The sequence below is a fragment of the Candidatus Epulonipiscium sp. genome (assembly GCA_012519205.1).
Taxonomy (GTDB): domain Bacteria; phylum Bacillota; class Clostridia; order Lachnospirales; family Defluviitaleaceae; genus JAAYQR01.
Map to the genome: position 1 here is coordinate 1 of JAAYQR010000020.1, position 16,372 is coordinate 16,372.

The 16,372-nt window shown below is 33.7% G+C and carries 16 protein-coding genes; 14 read left to right on the forward strand and 2 right to left on the reverse strand.

The features are described 5' to 3' along the window. The first annotated feature begins 196 nt into the window (after positions 1 to 196). From GX308_06320 to GX308_06355, 8 genes are all read left to right on the forward strand, one after another. Entirely contained in the window at positions 197 to 1,195 is a 999-nt protein-coding gene (locus GX308_06320) for an extracellular solute-binding protein (GenBank protein NLK21688.1), read from the forward strand. Between the two features lie 83 nt (positions 1,196 to 1,278). After that, on the forward strand, positions 1,279 to 2,184 hold the full coding sequence (locus tag GX308_06325) for a sugar ABC transporter permease (GenBank protein NLK21689.1): 906 nt from the start codon (positions 1,279 to 1,281) through the stop codon (positions 2,182 to 2,184). A gap of 15 nt (positions 2,185 to 2,199) precedes the next feature. After that, on the forward strand, positions 2,200 to 3,084 hold the full coding sequence (locus tag GX308_06330; protein ID NLK21690.1) for a carbohydrate ABC transporter permease: 885 nt from the start codon (positions 2,200 to 2,202) through the stop codon (positions 3,082 to 3,084). Between the two features lie 180 nt (positions 3,085 to 3,264). Continuing rightward, positions 3,265 to 4,296 (forward strand): zinc ribbon domain-containing protein, encoded by a 1,032-nt coding sequence (locus GX308_06335; GenBank protein ID NLK21691.1) that lies wholly within the window; start codon positions 3,265 to 3,267, stop codon positions 4,294 to 4,296. Next, positions 4,289 to 5,098, forward strand: a complete 810-nt coding sequence (locus tag GX308_06340) for a TPM domain-containing protein (GenBank protein ID NLK21692.1) — start codon at positions 4,289 to 4,291, stop codon at positions 5,096 to 5,098. The genes GX308_06335 and GX308_06340 overlap by 8 nt, the downstream gene beginning before the upstream one ends. A 17-nt stretch (positions 5,099 to 5,115) precedes the next feature. Next, complete coding sequence (locus tag GX308_06345; protein NLK21693.1) at positions 5,116 to 6,084, forward strand: TIGR01212 family radical SAM protein; 969 nt, start codon at positions 5,116 to 5,118, stop codon at positions 6,082 to 6,084. A 469-nt stretch (positions 6,085 to 6,553) separates the two neighbouring features. Then, the gene (locus GX308_06350) at positions 6,554 to 7,090 is read left to right on the forward strand and encodes a M23 family metallopeptidase (GenBank protein NLK21694.1); all 537 of its coding nucleotides are present in this window, start codon (positions 6,554 to 6,556) and stop codon (positions 7,088 to 7,090) included. Between the two features lie 228 nt (positions 7,091 to 7,318). Next, positions 7,319 to 8,005, forward strand: a complete 687-nt coding sequence (locus tag GX308_06355) for a serine/threonine protein phosphatase (protein NLK21695.1) — start codon at positions 7,319 to 7,321, stop codon at positions 8,003 to 8,005. A gap of 39 nt (positions 8,006 to 8,044) precedes the next feature. Here the strand turns inward: GX308_06355 and GX308_06360 are convergent, their stop codons facing one another. Continuing rightward, on the reverse strand, positions 8,045 to 8,281 hold the full coding sequence (locus tag GX308_06360) for a hypothetical protein (protein ID NLK21696.1): 237 nt from the start codon (positions 8,279 to 8,281) through the stop codon (positions 8,045 to 8,047). Between the two features lie 199 nt (positions 8,282 to 8,480). Here GX308_06360 and GX308_06365 point away from each other — a divergent pair, with 199 nt between their 5' ends. The 6 genes from GX308_06365 to GX308_06390 all read left to right on the forward strand — a co-directional run bounded on the left by GX308_06365 (position 8,481) and on the right by GX308_06390 (position 14,517). Beyond that, positions 8,481 to 8,762, forward strand: a complete 282-nt coding sequence (locus GX308_06365; GenBank protein NLK21697.1) for a PilZ domain-containing protein — start codon at positions 8,481 to 8,483, stop codon at positions 8,760 to 8,762. A 119-nt stretch (positions 8,763 to 8,881) separates the two neighbouring features. Further along, the gene (locus GX308_06370) at positions 8,882 to 10,243 is read left to right on the forward strand and encodes an NOL1/NOP2/sun family putative RNA methylase (protein NLK21698.1); all 1,362 of its coding nucleotides are present in this window, start codon (positions 8,882 to 8,884) and stop codon (positions 10,241 to 10,243) included. Positions 10,244 to 10,343: 100 nt separating this feature from the next. Beyond that, entirely contained in the window at positions 10,344 to 10,898 is a 555-nt protein-coding gene (locus GX308_06375) for a hypothetical protein (GenBank protein ID NLK21699.1), read from the forward strand. 52 nt (positions 10,899 to 10,950) lie between these two features. After that, complete coding sequence (locus GX308_06380) at positions 10,951 to 11,994, forward strand: hypothetical protein (GenBank protein NLK21700.1); 1,044 nt, start codon at positions 10,951 to 10,953, stop codon at positions 11,992 to 11,994. Positions 11,995 to 12,108: 114 nt separating this feature from the next. Then, positions 12,109 to 13,119 (forward strand): LacI family transcriptional regulator, encoded by a 1,011-nt coding sequence (locus tag GX308_06385; protein ID NLK21701.1) that lies wholly within the window; start codon positions 12,109 to 12,111, stop codon positions 13,117 to 13,119. Between the two features lie 48 nt (positions 13,120 to 13,167). After that, a complete protein-coding gene (locus tag GX308_06390; GenBank protein NLK21702.1) occupies positions 13,168 to 14,517 on the forward strand; it encodes a beta-glucosidase in 1,350 nt (449 codons plus the stop codon). A 29-nt stretch (positions 14,518 to 14,546) separates the two neighbouring features. Here GX308_06390 and GX308_06395 read toward each other — a convergent pair whose 3' ends face one another. Next, complete coding sequence (locus GX308_06395) at positions 14,547 to 16,313, reverse strand: M3 family oligoendopeptidase (GenBank protein ID NLK21703.1); 1,767 nt, start codon at positions 16,311 to 16,313, stop codon at positions 14,547 to 14,549. Between the last annotated feature and the right edge of the window lie 59 nt (positions 16,314 to 16,372).

The window sequence follows — 16,372 nt, forward strand, 5'->3', positions numbered from 1 at the left end:
CAGGTCTACAATCTGCTGCTTGAATTCTGGTGTATAGGATTTTTGCTTTTTTGCCATGATTGAACACTCCTTTGTTATATTATAGAATGTTCAACTTTCCGTGTCCATAGTTATATACTAACACCAAGATTTACCTGATGTTTATGCAGCAGAAAATGCTTTTGTAAAACGTTTTGTAAATATGCCTGGTGGATACATGTCCTTATCTAGTTTCGATGGAGTTAACGATGTTGTATCTAATGTAGTACCTTTTGTAGCAGGAATCGGTACAAATAATGACGGAGAATTAGTAGCTTTATCTCACCAAGCAGCAGCAGGTGCTATTGCTTATAAAAGAGAAATGGCTAAGCAATACCTTGGAACCGATGATCCTGCAGAAGTAGGAGAAATGTTAAAACCTGAAAACATGCTTGAAACAGGACGTAAACTTAAAGATGCAAGTGGTGGAAAAGCTAAACTTTGGGTTGGTACTGAAGAATTATTTAAAATCTACGTTGGTTCTCGTCAAAAAGGATGGGTTGAAAACGGAAAGTTCGTTATAGACGAAAGAATTTATGAATTCCTTGATATAGCTGAAGTATTACGTAAAGAAAATCTTGAAGGTGGACTTCCACAATGGCAAGAGGCTTGGGCAAACTCTATTCAAGATGACATACATATGTGCTACGCAGTTCCAACTTGGGGAATACAATGGATTATTGACTGCCGTGAATCCGACGATATCATGGTTATGACAAGCGATGATCATCCAGAAAGCGGAACCGGCGGAAGATGGGCAATAACAACACCTATCCCATATTATGAAGGTGGAACATGGTTTGGTATTTCTCAAAATGCTAAGAACCCAGAATTAGCTTGGGAATTCATCAAATTTATTACTGGTAACGAAGATTACTTAGCAGAACTTGCAGAAGCAGGGGACTTTGTAAGTAATACAAAGATGATTGATAAATTTAAGGCAGATAACGGCTTTATTAATAAAGTTGTAAACCAAAACATTTACCAAGTTTATGGTGATGTTGCAGATAAGATTGATGGTAGTATCATTACTCAATATGACGATACCATAAAAACAGCATTTTTAAACTGCATGAATTCATATCTTGCAGGAGAAATCAGCAAGGATGAAATGTTTGTACAATTTAAAGAAACATTACAATCTCAATTGCAAGGGGAAGATATTGCTTTTGAATAATATATCTAAGTTGTAATTCTTTAAGATTATCTATGCCTTATTAGATTTGTCTAATAAGGCATAGATTCTAAGGAGGATAATTGATGCGCTCGAATAAAAGTTCTACTATCAGCAGGAGAAAGTATTATGGTATTATGTTTATTTTGCCTTTCTTCATCCTTTTAAGTATATTTATCATTTATCCCATAGGATATTCAGTTTTTTTGAGTTTTCATAAATGGGATGGAAGTATTGTAGCGCCTGAATTTATAGGAATGAAAAACTATATTTTCTTATTTAAAGATAAATTATTTATAAAAAGTATCATCAATACTTGGGTTATCTGGGGAATTAGTTTTATTCCGCAACTGGTTTTATCCCTTGGTTTAGCTGCTATTTTATCTAATACAAATATAAAAGGAAAAGGATTCTTTAGATGGATTTATTTTTTACCAGTATTAGTTACAATGGCTTCAGTAGGTAATTTAGTATTTTTTATCATGGATTGGAAAACAGGGATACTCAACCAGATGCTAATGAGTATAGGAATTATTCAAGAACAAATTCAGTGGCTTGAAAAAATAACAATTGCTAGACTTACAATCTCCATAACATTGTGTTGGATGTGGTTTGGTTATACTATGGTTATATTTATGGCAGGAATTAAAGCAATACCCATTGAATATTATGAAGCAGGAGTAGTGGATGGAACTAATAAGTGGCAAGCATTTCAATACATCACACTTCCTTGCTTAAAACCTACAATAACTTACAATATAGTAACATCAATTATTGGTGGATTAACAATGTATGACGTTGCAGCAGTAGTCTCTCCAGCAGGGGCACCTCAGTCATCTACATTAACTATGGTTATGCATTTGTATAATTTAGGATTTAGAAATTACAATGTAGGTTATGCAGCAACAATTGCTATGGGGTTATTTATAATGGTTATGTTATTTGTTTCTGTCGCATATAACATGTTAATGAAAAACACACAACAAGGATAGAAAAAGGTGATTATAATGTCGGATAATAATGTTAGATTAACTAGGGAAATAGTTTTACCGGAAAGTAATTTAGGAAAGAAAAAAATAAGTGTTGGCAGGGTTTTCTTATATATTGGCTTAATCATCCTAGCGGTAATTACTTTTTTTCCATTCTATATAATGATCATTAATGCATCCCATACAAGTTTAGAGATAAGTACAAAACTTAACTTATTACCTGGTAATGCATTTATTTCGAATATTTTAAGAGCACAAAGGGGACAAAATGTTATAAACGGGTTTAAAAACAGTTTAATCGTAGCAGTATCCACTACAATCATTGGGGGATATATAGGTGCATTGACAGCATATGGATTTTCAAAATATCATTTTCCAGGGAATAAAGTATTATTTTGGGTAGTAATTGGTTCTATGATGTTTCCTGCTCAACTAGGCCTTATTGGATATTATCAAGTTTGTAATTCTCTAGGGTTAATAAATAATCATTTAGCTTTGATTTTACCCAATTCAGCTATGGCGAACCTGGTGTTTTTTGTAAAAATGTATATGGACTCGGCAATACCTGATTCAATAATCGAATCAGCAAAAATCGATGGCTGTAGTGAATTCCATATTTTTAACAGAATCGTATTGCCTATATCTATACCTTCGATAGCCGCAATGTGTATTCTAAACTTTATATCAGTTTGGAATAACCTAATACAGGCGTCTGTGGTATTTACGGAAAAGGAAATGTATACTATACCTATTATTATGCAAAATGTTCGAGGGTTTTATAGAAATGATTTAGGAGCAGTATACGGAGTAATTGCCCTTTCGATTATTCCGATAATGATAGTTTTTGCAATAGGCTCTAAATATATTATAGGCGGAATGGTAGCAGGATCGGTTAAAGAATAAAAAACTTTTATAATAGGAAGATAACAGTGCTTAAATTAAATAGAAAACCCATTATTATTAAATCAGCGGCGGCATATTATTTATAAAATGTCTCCGCTGATATTGTTTTTTTAAATTTTACTTGTATTCTAATATATATAAGTTAAAATATAGATGAGTTTGTAAAAAAGGAGAATGCCTATGGATACTATAAAAGACCATAAATGCCCCAGTTGTGGGGCGGGATTAGAATTTAACCCTATTACTCAGAATTGGAAATGTAGCTATTGTCTCACAGAATTTAACAAAGGAGAGTTAAATACTACTTTACCAAAAGAGGAAACCTTAAATGAGGATATGGAAGAGTTAGATTCTTACCGTTGTCCTAGCTGTGGCGCCGAGTTAATTGCAGATAGTACTACATCGGCTACATTTTGCCTATATTGTAGGAATCACAATATCATAAAGTCAAGAATTTCAGGGAAGTTTAAGCCGAAAAGTGTGCTTCCCTTTAGATTGACCAAGGAACAAGCGGCAGACATATACAAGAAATGGATAAAAAAACGCATACTTGCTCCTAAGGAGTTTAAGAAAAAAGAAGAGATAGAAAAGATAACGGGAATATATGCCCCCTTCTGGTTATTTGACTGTAAAACCCATGGGATGATTGAAGGTGAAGGGACTAGGGTAAGTTCCTGGAGCGATGGAAAGTATAGGTATACACAAACAAAATATTATAGGGTTGTTCGAGAAGGAAGGGCGGGCTATAGTAGGGTTCCTGTTGATGGTTCCAAAAAGTTAGATGATAAATTTATGCATCTGATTGAGCCCTATAATTATGGTGGTCTACTTGACTTTTCCATGAAATACATGTCCGGATTTATGGCTGAGAAATATGATGTTGATTCCCCTGAAGCAGAATTAACTATGAAAAAGAGAGTGGAAAGATATTTTGAAGACAGATTAAGAGGAACAGTAAATGGCTATTCTTCCTTTACAGTTCAGAATAAAAGCGTAAGTATATCAAACACTTCTCATGAGTATGCAATGCTACCTATTTATTTACTTAATAACAGATATAAAGATAAGGACCATATGTTTATAATTAATGGTCAGACAGGTAAGGTCGTGGGGGAAACTCCTGTAAGTTTATTAGGGCAAATCGGCTTTGCTGGGGCTGTTTTTATCCTGACTTTAATAATTACCATTTTTGGGGGTGCCTTATTTGTTTAGAAAAATAGGAATCTTATTATTTGTTTTTTCGATTATTATTACTATGGGAAACGTTCAGGTAAAAGCAGATATAACCAGTAATGTGATTGATTTTTTAGATTATCTTAATCAGGAAGAGATAAAGGACTTGCAACAATCCATTGATGATGTTGCTAAGGAATACGAGCTAGATACTGTCATTGTCATTACCGATGATACAAAAGGAAAAACATCACAAGCCTTTGCAGATGATTATTATGATAATAATGATTATGGAATTGGCAGTGATTATTCAGGCTTACTCTTGTTAGTTAATATGGGAGAAAGAAAAATGCACATATCTACTACAGGTAAAGCTATCGACATTTTTACCGATGGCAGAATCCAAGATATGATAAATAATATAACTCCTCTTCTTTCTGAGGGAAAATACTACAAAGCCGCTCAAGCATTTGTCAGCGATATTAGATACTACGCAAAAGAGGGTATTCCTATAGGACAATACCAAGAATCTGTTGAAAATAAAAGCATCCCCTATTTGTATAGGGTAAAAAGACTTCTTACATTGCCAGTAACCTATGCAATTGCCGTAGTTATTTCACTTATTGCTACGATCGTTGTTTCATTTTCTAGTAAAGGTAAGACCACAATCAACCATCAGACCTATGAGGGGAAAAATTCCTTCGCCCTTTCCAATAGCGGGGATTATTATATAAGACAATTTACCACAAAAACACGGATTGAAAGTAGTTCAGGCAATAAAAGTAGCGTTCATAGCGGAAGTAGTGGAAGAAGTCATGGCGGTGGGGGAGGAAGGTTCTAGAATTTTTGGAGGATAAGATGGTAAATAAAAACAATTTATATAGAAGATATTCAGATTATTTAAAGGAAAGGTATGGCGAGAAGGTTTATAAACTTCCTATAAACTTACCAATAACATGTCCCAATAGGGAAGGTGTAGCAGGTTGTGGAGGATGTACTTTTTGTGGTGAAAAAGGAGCAGGATTTGAAAATCTATCAAACCAAATATCAGTTCGAGACCAGATTTCAAAAAACAAAGAGTATATTGGCAAAAAATATAATGCAAATAAGTTTATTGTTTATTTTCAAAACTTTAGCAATACCTATATGCCCCTAGAAGATTTCGAAACTGTCATAGAAGAAGCAATAATCAAAGATGTGGTACAGATTGCAATTTCGACAAGACCTGATTGCATAAGGGATGAATATCTAGAATTTCTAAAGCAAATGCAAGATGAAAAGGGCATTGATATCGCAATTGAATTAGGCCTTCAGACTACTAATTATCATTCCCTATATAAAATTAATAGGGGCCATACATTAGGGGAATTTATTGATGCAGTCCTTAGGATTAAAAAATATGGATTTGAAATTTGCACTCATTTGATACTAAACCTACCCTGGGATAACGATAGGGATGTGGTAGAAAGTGCCAAAGTCCTTTCTGCTCTATCCATAGAACAAGTAAAACTTCATTCTTTATATATTATAGAAAATACCAAGATGGGCAGACAGTTTAAAAACAAAGAATTTGATATGATATCTGTTCAAGAATATAAGAAAAGAGTTATAAACTTTTTAGAGCATCTCGATTCTAACATTGTAGTTCAAAGGCTTATAGGAAGGGCTCCAAAGGAGAATACCTTGTTCGTAAACTGGAATATGAGCTGGTGGAAAATTAGAGACGAGATTGAAGAAGAAATGATAAAAAGAGGAAAGTATCAAGGACGATTATGTAACTATTTAAATGGTAGAGCCGTGAAACATTTTTTCAACGATAAAGAATAAAACCTTAGGCTTTAATAAGAAATCCATAAGAATTCATGAATACAGATTACCCCAGCATATAATAAGACAGAGCCATTGCTCTGTCTTATTTCAAGTGGATTGGGGGGTAAATAAGATTAAGAAGAGAAGAAAACATAAAAAAAGAAGAAAGCAAAATATTAGGTATTTAATAATTTTGGGCACAGTTTTACTATTATTACTACTTTTAAAAAAATGTACGGAAAAAAGCAAAGATGTTCTACCAACTTTAGTAGAGGGGGCTTCTGCATTTGATATTTCGGGAGATATCCTATATCAGCTTAAACAGATTTCAAGTCAGATAGATAAAGATTATATTGAAATCATCACTTTATATTCCTTAAAGAATAATTTTACTGTATCTAAGGATAATTCTATCACTGAGAAGGAATTATATAAATTTTGCATAGAAGAAACAAAAAATATCGGTAAAAAATATAAAAAGAAAGATATGAAAAGATTATATCTAATGTATAAACAAATGCTAAAGGATATAGGAGTGTTTCCTATACCCAATGAAGCCCAATATATATATGCTGATTCTTGGGAAGCAAACAGAGATTATAAGGGCCCTAGGAAGCATTTGGGGACTGATGTTATTGATATTAATAACAGTAGAGGAAATATCCCGATTGTAAGCATGACGGATGGAGTTGTAGAAAGAATGGGATGGAACGAAAAAGGGGGATGGAGGGTAGGAATTCGTGCTCCTAGTGGTGCTTACTTTTACTATGCTCACCTGGATTCCTTCTCCCATGCGATAAAGGAAGGAATGGAAATAAAGGCGGGGCAGTGCATAGGATATATGGGAGATTCAGGATATGGGAAAGAACCAGGAACGGTAGGAAACTTTCCAGTGCATCTTCATTTGGGTATAATGCTTGATATTTCTTTTGTTAAGGGAGAAGTATGGGTCAACCCCTATAATATTTTGGGTCTTGCGGAATATAATAAGGTCAATTGGAACCCTCAGGATGAAGAATCATAAGGTTTTCATCTGTAAAGAAGGCCCCTATTTTATAACTACAAACTCTTACAAAAAAATAAAAAAAGTTAATGTAGCTGATGATATAAGTTTTGAATTAAAAAGTATAGATGTAACTTTTTTAGTAATTGGATTAGTAAATATTATAACTTCAATAATCCGATTTTTATTTGCGAATCTTATATTTGATAGAGTTAAAATTGAGATAATGATTAAGGAAAGAGGGAGACTATGGCAATGTATGCGATAGGTGATTTGCACCTAAGTGGTTCTGTTGATAAGCCCATGGATAAGTTCGGAGAAAATTGGGAAAATCATTCGACGAAAATCAAAAAAAACTGGTCAAATATCGTTAAAACAATGGATACAGTTTTAATTCCTGGGGATATTTCTTGGGCAATGACATTAGAAGGAGCTAGAATTGATCTCGAATGGATTCATGACTTGCCCGGGAAAAAGGTATTTATTAAAGGCAACCATGATTATTGGTGGCATTCTATAACTAAGTTAAATACCCTATACGAGGATATGTTCTTTATTCAGAATAACTTTGTTGAAGTAGAAGGGTTTATTGTCTGTGGAAGTAGGGGCTGGACATGTCCTAATGATACCAGTTTTACCACCCATGATAAAAAGATATATGAAAGAGAAGTAAAGAGGTTAAGGCTTTCCCTGGAAGGAGCAACCAAATCAAATAAAAAAATAATAACAATGATGCATTATCCCCCTACTAATGAAAACTTAGAACCTTCGGACTTTACTCAGTTGTTTGAAGAGTATAAGGTAGAAAAGGTGATATATGGTCATCTTCATGGTCAGAGTTCCTTTGATACCGGATTAAAAGGAAGGAAGAATGGCGTTGAATATATATTAGTATCTAGTGATTATATTGACTTTAGACCTGTAAAAATTGGATAGAATTAAATAAAGTGCGTCCTAGGCGCACTTTATTTAAAGTTAATCATATTCTTCCACAGATTTTAAAATCATTTCCTTTAAATCGTCTTCATCATAATCCTTAGGATCAGTTTCTAGGACTAATTCTTCGAACTCATCTATTTCAGGGTTATAGGTAGCCTGGAAAGTAGTTATTAATTCTTCTTCGAAAGTTATTTCACCTTCGATGACCCAAGTTTCTTCTGATTTATCCACAGTGATAATATTGATTTCAGTTATAGTCATTACAGTAGCCATTTGATGTCTCCTTTACTTTGAAGATTAATTGCTTATATACAATGTTTTATGTAGTTTTTTTGAAAAAATACCTGGTATGTTTTTAAAAAAATCTGATTTTTAATAAATAATATTGTATTAATGGGAAAATTAATATAAAATAAAGATATTGGTGGAAATTTATAGGATTACATTATTATCATATTTATAATAAAGGGGTGTGAAAACGTTGGAAACCAATGAAAAAAGAAGGTTTTTGCGTTTTGTTAATGAAGAGGAAATCAAAATTAAAATAGGAGATGATACTTTTTCATATCCAATGCAAGACCTTTCAGCGGGGGGATTTAGAATCGATTATGTTAAGGGTTTTGAAATAGAACAAATCGTAGATGTAGTCATTGAATTTGCTTGCGGAAAATTCGTAACTAAGACAAAGGTTAAATGGCAGGATGAAAAAAGTGGTATAGGTTTTGAATTCATAGATACTGAATTATTTTCTTGATGATTTTAAGCGTGCCCTTTGTGCACGCTTTTCTTATGATTATCTTAAATATGAATATATAGAGCAAGACTTGAGAAACTATTTATAATAATTTTTATTATAAGAGGGAGAAATAGAATATGAATCTGCCAAAAAAGTTTGGGGAAAAAATGAAAGCACTCCTTAAAGATGAATTCGATGAATATATCCAGTCATTTAGTGATGAAAGATATTATGGGCTTAGGGTAAATACATTAAAAATAATACCGGGAGATCTTGTTCATCAGGTGGATTTCAAATTAACTCCTGTTCCATGGTGCAATGAAGGATTTTACTATTTAGAAACAGATAAGCCTGCAAAGCATCCATACTATCATGCGGGGCTGTATTATATCCAAGAGCCCAGTGCTATGGCGCCAGGGGAAGTCTTATATATTAATCCCGGAGATAAGGTATTGGATTTATGTGCAGCCCCAGGGGGAAAGAGTACCCATATCGCAGCTAAATTAGGGGGAGAGGGGGTATTGTTTTCTAATGATGTCAGCGCAGGCAGGGTTAAGGCATTGGTCAAAAACATCGAATTATTTGGAATAAAGAATGTAATAATAACTAATGAAACACCAGAAAGGCTATCGCAGAAGCTTATAGGATATTTTGATAAAATACTAATTGATGCCCCTTGTTCAGGAGAGGGTATGTTTAGGAAGGAACCTGAAGCGGTGAAAAGCTGGGAAACCCATGGAATTGAGTTTTGTTGCGGTATCCAAAGAAGTATTCTACCTCATGCTGCGAAAATGCTAAAGCCAGGGGGATATATGCTATATTCTACCTGTACATTTTCTCCGGAGGAAAATGAGGGCACTATAGAAGAGTTTCTAAAGACTCATGAAGAATTTGAGATAATACCCATACCCCACAAAAACGGATTTGATAGGGGAAGACCGGAGTGGATAGGAGCAAGACATGCCCTAGAAGACGCTGCTAGGTTATGGCCTCATAAATTAAAGGGAGAAGGACATTTTTTAGTACTGCTTCGTAAAAGAGAAAGCCTTCTTCAAGGAGGAACCTCTATACCTAAGAGGACAGTACCTAAGAAAGAATTATATAGTTTTTATGACTTTATAAATGAGAATATAAATGTTAAACTAGAGGGAGAGTTTGAAATTCATGGGGATGGACTTTATATGCTCCCAAACCATGTACCAGATCTTAAAGGGCTAAGAGTTGTAAGGTCAGGCTGGTTAATTGGAAACCTTAAAAAAGGTCGTTTTGAACCTTCACAAGCCATGGCAATGGGGCTTATAAAAGAGCAGGTGAAAAATGTAATCAACTTAACCCTAAAGGATTCAAATGTAATTCGTTATCTAAAAGGTGAAACTCTTCAAGTAGAAGGAAAAGATGGGTGGAATTTAGTCTGCGTTGATGGATATCCTTTGGGCTGGGGTAAAATTAAAGATAATAAATTAAAAAACAAGTATTCCCCAGGATGGAGATGGAATTAGTAGGATAAAGATATAGAATATATAAGTATTAAGATATAAAAAAGTATTATAAAGTTAGTAAAATTCATGTATAATGAAAAATAGATTAGGGGGCTTACAAATGTCAATTTTAAAAAGGATTTCAAATCTTACAAATTCAAGCGAAAACAAAGAAAAAAAAGTTAATAAAGAAGTTCAAAAACTTATTCATTCTATAGAAGAAGATTTAGCGAATATCAAAATTAAAAGTTCAAAAACTGAAGTAGAAAGGAATAGGTTAAAAAGAGAATTAGACGAATGTACAAATGAAAAACGAAAAATGGAAACATACATAGAAAAGACAAGGCAATCAGGAAACGAAAGTGAGGCATTAATATATATTACTAAAAAGGAAGATTTAGAGGAGAAAGAAAAGGCACTAAAGACTACTTATGAAAGAATGGCAAGCAATCAATTAAAAATGAATCAATCTCAGGAAGTTCTGACTTCTAAAGTAGAAGATTTAAGGGAAAGAAAAACATCTATAGATATAAAAATAGAAAAAGCTAAATTACAGGAAAAGCTAAATGATATAAATTCAGGTACTTTTACAGATATGGAAAAAGATGCCACTCGTATACTTGATGAAGCAGAAGCTATGGCAGAACTTAATGAAATAGAAAGAGGCAATTTTTAAATAGTTACTTTAAAGTTCTAATAAAAATCTATAAAATATAGGGGGTTAAGTTATGGCGCTATTTGGGAAACAGTTGTTAAATGTAATCGAGTGGAATGAAACTAGAGATGATGTTTTATTTTGGAAATGGAACAATAATGAAATTAAAAAAGGAAGTAGACTTATTATAAAACCGGGTCAAGATGCCATATTCTTATGCAATGGTAAAATTGAAGGTATATTCAAAGATGAGGGGAATTATGAAATTGAAACACAGATTATACCCTTTTTAAGTACCTTAAGAGGTTTTAAGTTTGGGTTTAACAGTGGTCTAAGAGCAGAGGTAATATTTGTAAATACTAAAGAGTTCTTAGTTCGTTGGGGAACCAAAAATCCAGTTAATATTCCTGCTCCTAATATGCCGGGAGGAATTCCTATCAGGAGCTTTGGAACCTTTAGTGTTAAGGTAGATGACTATATAATGTTTATCGATAAAATAGCAGGAATCAAACAAAGTTTTACTATAGACGATATAAAGGAGCGTACCCTAACTCTTTTAGATCAACTACTTATGAAGTGGATTGTAAAAGAAGGTAAAAATATGTTTAACCTTCAAGCCAATGCCTACGACATTGCAAAAGGTATCAAATCAGATTTGGATATGGAAATGGTTAAAATAGGACTAACAATTACGGATTTAGCTATTTCTAGTTTTAACTATCCCGAAAAAATTCAAAAAATGATAGAAAAAAATGCTTCCTATGAAATGGTTGGAGATTTAGGTAAATATCAACATATAGGAATGGTCGATTCCCTAGAAAAAAATCCTGGAGGTGGCATAGGAAGTACTCTTCAAGTCGGAGCGGGCCTAAGTATGGGAATGGAAATGGCTAAACAAATGGCAAAAACCCACGCCACAACAAATACTACTCCTACTGAGAAAGGTCCGGTTTGTAAGAAGTGTTATGAACCCCTAACCCCTAATATGAAATTTTGTGCCAGCTGTGGCGAAAAAGTAGAAGAAGCCGTATCAACGACTCCTAAGTTCTGCTCGGGATGTGGGGCCAAAGTGGAAGGTGGGTCAAAGTTTTGTAGTGAATGTGGAAATAAGTTATAAAAAGATTGACGCATGGTATGCGTCCCTTACAGTATAGAAATTTTTGCAGATAACATATTGAAACCGCTCTCGAAACATGGTACCATGTAAAAGAATATAAGAAGTGGTGAAATAATGATTACAATTTATGATGTAGCTAAAGAAGCAGGGGTATCTAGAAGCACCGTTTCTAGGGTCCTTAATAGTAGAAAAGAAGTAAAAGAAGAAACAAGAATAAAGGTAATGAATACAATCGAAAAATTAAATTACAACCCTAATTCTGCTGCTAGAGCATTGGCTATGCAAGCCAATAATGCTATAGGGGTTGTTGCTGCAGGTTTAACTGATAATTTTTATGCTCCTATCATTGATGCAATATATACATGTTCCGATAAAATGGGGTATGGGAGTCTATTTTGTAAACATAACTCTAAGAACACAGTTAAGGTAAACTATTTAAGTATCCTTTTTGGAAAAGTGGATGGTATTATTTTTATAGGGGAAAAGACAGTAGAAAGAAGTAATCTTATTCGTTTTATTGATGGGGGATATCCTGTTGTATCCATATTTAATAAGCATAATACAAATATCCCGGGGGTAGTTAATGTAAATATTGATAATTTTCAAGGAGGATATAGCGCCACTAGACATCTTATACAGCTGGGACATAAAAAAATTGCACATATTATAGGAGATAGGAAATCCTTTGAAGCCCTAGATAGATTTGAAGGATACAAACAAGCCCTAAGTGACTATGGGTTAGATATAGACCATAATCTTATCAAACAGGGAAGCTTTTCTTTTAGAGATGGTTATCATTGTGGAAAAGAACTTTTAGCTTCTGCTAGTCCTATGACAGCAATATTTTGTGCCAGTGATAATATCGCAGCAGGATTTATGCATGCAGCTTTAGAAAAAGACATATCCATACCTAAAGATATTTCCGTTGTAGGATTTGATGATATCAATCAAAGTGGCTTGTTTTTAAAGGATATGCCAGCTATTACTACTATCAGGCAGCCCCGTAATCAAATGGCAGAATATGCAGTTGCCGCACTTATTAATCAAATCAATAAAAACAAAGTAGAAGAAAATAAAATTTTTCAAACAGAATTAATAATTCGCGATTCTACACGCTACCTATAATTTTTTAGGATATATGGGAGCGCTCACATACAGAAGGAGGAGATTATTATGAAGGAATTGAAACATATTTTCCCTAAAGATTTTTTATGGGGGGTTGCCACTGCATCTTATCAGATAGAAGGGGCCTACAAGGAGGGTGGTAAAGGTGAATCAATATGGGATAGATTTAGCCATATACACGATAATATATTTGATGATCATAATGGGGATATTGCTTGTGACCACTATCATTTATATGAAGAAGATGTAAAACTTTTAAAAGAAATGGGGGTGCAGACTTATCGTTTCTCAATTTCGTGGCCTAGGATTTTTCCTGAGGGGAGGGGAAACCCAAACGAAAAAGGGGTTGAATTTTATAGAAATTTAATAAGTTTGTTGAATAAATATGGGATAAAACCGGCAGTAACCTTATATCATTGGGATTTACCACAAAAACTTCAAGATATCGGGGGATGGGCCAACAGAGAAGTAGTAAACTATTATGTGGAATATGCTTCTTATATATTTGAAGAATTTGGTCAAAGTGTTCCCATATGGATTACCCATAATGAACCCTGGGTTGTATCTTTTTTAGGTTATGGGTTTGGCGTACATGCTCCGGGAATAAAAGATATTTCCACTGCTTTATTGGTCTCACATCATTTGATGCTTTCCCATGGAAGGACTGTAAAATTATATAGAAAGATGGGTCTAAAAGGTCAAATAGGTATTACCCTTAATTTATCTACAGAGTATTCTAACTCTAATGACGAAAATGATATCGAAGCTGCTAGAAATCAAGATGGATTTGCCAACAGATGGTTTTTAGACCCCCTTTTAAAGGGAAATTACCCCAAAGATATACTTGAACTTTTTGTTTCTAATAACTTGGTATTACCACAGATTACCCAAGAAGACCTCGAAGAAATTTATCAACCTATAGATTTTTTAGGAGTAAATTACTATTCTGCCCATGTTAATAAGTTTGATGCTAATAATAATTTATTGAAAGCAGAAAGAGTTTCCACCGGTAGGGATAAAACGGAAATGGGGTGGGAAATATATCCAGAAGGCCTTTATGATTTATTAATAAGACTTCATAAAGAGTATGGGGGCATTCCCTTGATGATTACGGAAAATGGGGCAGCATTTAATGATATAGTTGATTACGAGGGAAAGATAAATGATTATAATCGTTTGGATTATCTGTATAGGCATTTTAGAGAAGCGCATAAGGCTATAAATGATGGAGTAAATCTTAAGGGCTATTATGTATGGTCTTTTATGGATAATTTCGAATGGACCTATGGATATAGTAAGCGGTTTGGGATAACTTATATTGACTATAAAACAAAAGAAAGAATATTAAAAAAGAGCGGGTACTGGTATGGGAAAGTCATAAAAAATAACGGATTTTAATATATAAAAGAGCGCAATATTGCGCCCTTTTATATATTAATGAATTTATCTATATCTTTTTTTATTAATGCAAGAGAATTTTCCCAAAACTCTAAGGAGTGAAGGTCGATATTCATCCTTTTTGACACATCAATTAAGTTATTTTTCCCTGTAGACATTAGTAAAATATCGAAATCCTTTATGAATTCCTCTCCTTTATCTAGATAAAGGGCGTAGAGACCCTTGGAAAACAAAAGGCCGAAAGCATAAGGGAAGTTGTAGTAATTATACTCAGCAGAGTAATAATGGGGCTTACATACCCACATATAGGGGTGGAGATAATTATTATCAAGCCCTTCACCATAGGCTTTTCTCTGGGAATCAAGCATTAATTCATTCAATTCTTTTACTGATAAGGAAGCTTTTTCTCTAATTTTGAACAATCTGTCTTCAAATAAGAAACGGCTGTATATGTCCACAATCACTTGCGTGGAACTCATTAAATCGCTTTCTAAAATACTTAGGGCCTCATCCTTAGAAGCCTCTTCAAGGGCAGCATTTATTATAATTGTTTCTGCAAAGATAGAAGCAGTTTCAGCAATAGGCATAGGGTAATCACTATTTAGGTAAGTTTCATTTTTCAGACATTCTCCGTGATAACCATGGCCTAGTTCATGGGCAAGGGTTATTACATCATTAAACATTCCAGTAAAGTTGCTTAAAATTCTACTTTCTCTTATAGAGTGAATATTAGAGCAAAAGGCGCCACCTCTTTTTCCATCTCTAGGCATAGCATCAATCCAATTTTTTTCAAAAGCATTTTTTGCAAAACTACCTAGAGAAGGATTAAATTTAGTAAAGTTTTTTATGATAAAATCTTTTGCTTCTTCATAGGTAAATTTCATATCAGTTTCCCCGATAGGAGCAAATAAATCAAAAAATGGAAGACCATTTTTATATCCAAGTAAACTTGCCTTCTTTTTAAGATATCTCCTAAAGGTAGGTAAGCTCTCCTCGATGGCTCTAAACATAACATCGAGGGTTTCTTTGTCCATCCTAGAGTGAATAAGTGTCATTTCAAGGGGAGAAGAATAACCTCTTAATTTACATTCTGTAATGACTTCTCCTTTTATTCCATTAAGGGCAGCAGCAGAGGATTCTGCAATCTTTTCATAGGATTTTAATTCAGCTTTATAGGCTGTTTTTCTAAGAACGGCATCTTTTTCATAGGCCATATTTCTTACAATAGAAAGTGGGAGTTTTTTATCTATACCATCTAAGGTTATATCTACAAGAAGAGTAGATGAAACAAGCTCTTGCAATTTTTCCCAAGACTTTGAACCGGTATTCTTCATTTTTGCTAAAATTACTTCTTCACTGTCATTTAATAAATATTTGTTTTCAGAAATTAATTCTTTAAGATAAAAGGTATGTTCCTTTAAAAGATCCGAACAGGGTATTAGGGTGCCCAAATTTTCGAGGCTACTTAGCCATTTTTTAAACCTTACAGAAGGTTCTGCAAGATCAGTTATCATATTTTCTAAGGATTCAATTATTTGTAGTGCCTTTTCATTTTTCGCATCTACGCTAATGGTAAGGAAAGCATATTCATATAAACGGCTGTATGTATTCCCGAATTCAATTTGCATTTTAATAAAAGCCTCTATCTTGGAAACGGAGCTATCAGTTGTGTCGAGATTATCCAATGCCCATAATTTAATTTTTTCAATTTGTTCAAAAACCTTTTCTAAATCACTTTCAAATTGTTCCGAACCAAATGAAGAATATAATTCCTTAAGGCTCCAGTGCATATCCATAATAATTCCTCCTGATTTATATATAAAATCTTCATTTTATATGATACCCCGTAATAAGC

Coding starts and splice junctions, on each gene's coding strand:
- GX308_06320 (NLK21688.1), top strand. CDS start 197: ATGTCCTTATCTAGTTTCGATGGAGTTAACGATGTTGTATCTAATGTA.
- GX308_06325 (NLK21689.1), top strand. CDS start 1,279: ATGCGCTCGAATAAAAGTTCTACTATCAGCAGGAGAAAGTATTATGGT.
- GX308_06330 (NLK21690.1), top strand. CDS start 2,200: ATGTCGGATAATAATGTTAGATTAACTAGGGAAATAGTTTTACCGGAA.
- GX308_06335 (NLK21691.1), top strand. CDS start 3,265: ATGGATACTATAAAAGACCATAAATGCCCCAGTTGTGGGGCGGGATTA.
- GX308_06345 (NLK21693.1), top strand. CDS start 5,116: ATGGTAAATAAAAACAATTTATATAGAAGATATTCAGATTATTTAAAG.
- GX308_06350 (NLK21694.1), top strand. CDS start 6,554: ATGAAAAGATTATATCTAATGTATAAACAAATGCTAAAGGATATAGGA.
- GX308_06355 (NLK21695.1), top strand. CDS start 7,319: ATGGCAATGTATGCGATAGGTGATTTGCACCTAAGTGGTTCTGTTGAT.
- GX308_06360 (NLK21696.1), bottom strand. CDS start 8,281: ATGGCTACTGTAATGACTATAACTGAAATCAATATTATCACTGTGGAT.
- GX308_06370 (NLK21698.1), top strand. CDS start 8,882: ATGAATCTGCCAAAAAAGTTTGGGGAAAAAATGAAAGCACTCCTTAAA.
- GX308_06375 (NLK21699.1), top strand. CDS start 10,344: ATGTCAATTTTAAAAAGGATTTCAAATCTTACAAATTCAAGCGAAAAC.
- GX308_06380 (NLK21700.1), top strand. CDS start 10,951: ATGGCGCTATTTGGGAAACAGTTGTTAAATGTAATCGAGTGGAATGAA.
- GX308_06385 (NLK21701.1), top strand. CDS start 12,109: ATGATTACAATTTATGATGTAGCTAAAGAAGCAGGGGTATCTAGAAGC.
- GX308_06390 (NLK21702.1), top strand. CDS start 13,168: ATGAAGGAATTGAAACATATTTTCCCTAAAGATTTTTTATGGGGGGTT.
- GX308_06395 (NLK21703.1), bottom strand. CDS start 16,313: ATGGATATGCACTGGAGCCTTAAGGAATTATATTCTTCATTTGGTTCG.